This window comes from Pseudomonas sp. NBRC 111140, from assembly GCF_001320885.1.
Classification (GTDB): domain Bacteria; phylum Pseudomonadota; class Gammaproteobacteria; order Pseudomonadales; family Pseudomonadaceae; genus Aquipseudomonas; species Aquipseudomonas putida_P.
In genome coordinates, this window is sequence record NZ_BCBQ01000199.1 from 1 (window position 1) to 870 (window position 870).

The following is an 870-nucleotide window of genomic DNA, read 5'->3' on the forward strand; positions in this document are numbered from 1 at the left end:
TCATGGCATAGACATGCCAGGTGACATTGGTCAGCTCAGGCAATTGCGCCATAAAAATCAGAATCGCTAATGCGTTTACGAAGCCGGTGACTACCGAGCGTGAAACAAAGCGCATCAACGAGCCGAGCTTCAGGTAGCCGGCAAGGATTTGAAGTACGCCACATAGTAGCGTCGCGGCCAGCAGGTACTGGAGTCCATGCTCTTTTACCAGCGTAACCATCAGCAGTGCCATGGCGCCTGTCGCCGCCGAGATCATTCCGGGGCGCCCGCCGACAAAGGCGATGACAGCACAGATACAGAAGGAGGCGTAGAGACCGACTTTGGGATCTACCCCGGCGATGATGGAAAAGGCGATGGCTTCCGGGATCAGCGCGAGTGCGACCACCAGCCCCGCGAGCACGTCGGCACGGACGTTGGAAAACCACGTTTGTCTAAGTTTTTGCAGCATATAAATATCCAAGGCAAAGCATCGCGCACGCCAAGGGAGTGGCGAGCGAATCGATACAAATTCAAATTTTGAGGATTTTTTGCTGTGTGCTTAAGGTGTAAAACCAGGCGTACAGCAGTGAGCACCCGCGAGCGAGGCTAGCGGAAGCAGGTTGTTGCGAGGGGGCGTAGCGCTAAGGCGGCGTAGGCTGCCAGTAGATCGTTTGGAGTACAGTCATGCTGATGTTCCTGTAGCTCAAGGGGTATGCGGAGCCGAAGTATACAATGAAGCCATCGTCGATTGCGACCCGCTGGCAGGCTCTGCATGACCTACGTCAGATACAGGCTTATTCAATGGGTATACCTGCGGGCAAGGCTTTGTTTTCCACCCGTTCTTGTCCGAGCTGGTCTGTGTGCTGAGGGGTGAGTTGGCCAGACGGTTAC

Annotated in this window: 1 protein-coding gene; it reads right to left on the reverse strand. The window is 55.1% G+C overall.

What is annotated here, in order from left to right; genetic code table 11:
- Positions 1–448, reverse strand: a 448-nt coding sequence (locus APH42_RS28865) for a SulP family inorganic anion transporter (RefSeq protein ID WP_177336893.1), incomplete at its 3' end; no start/stop codon positions are given.
- Positions 449–870: the final 422 nt, after the last annotated feature.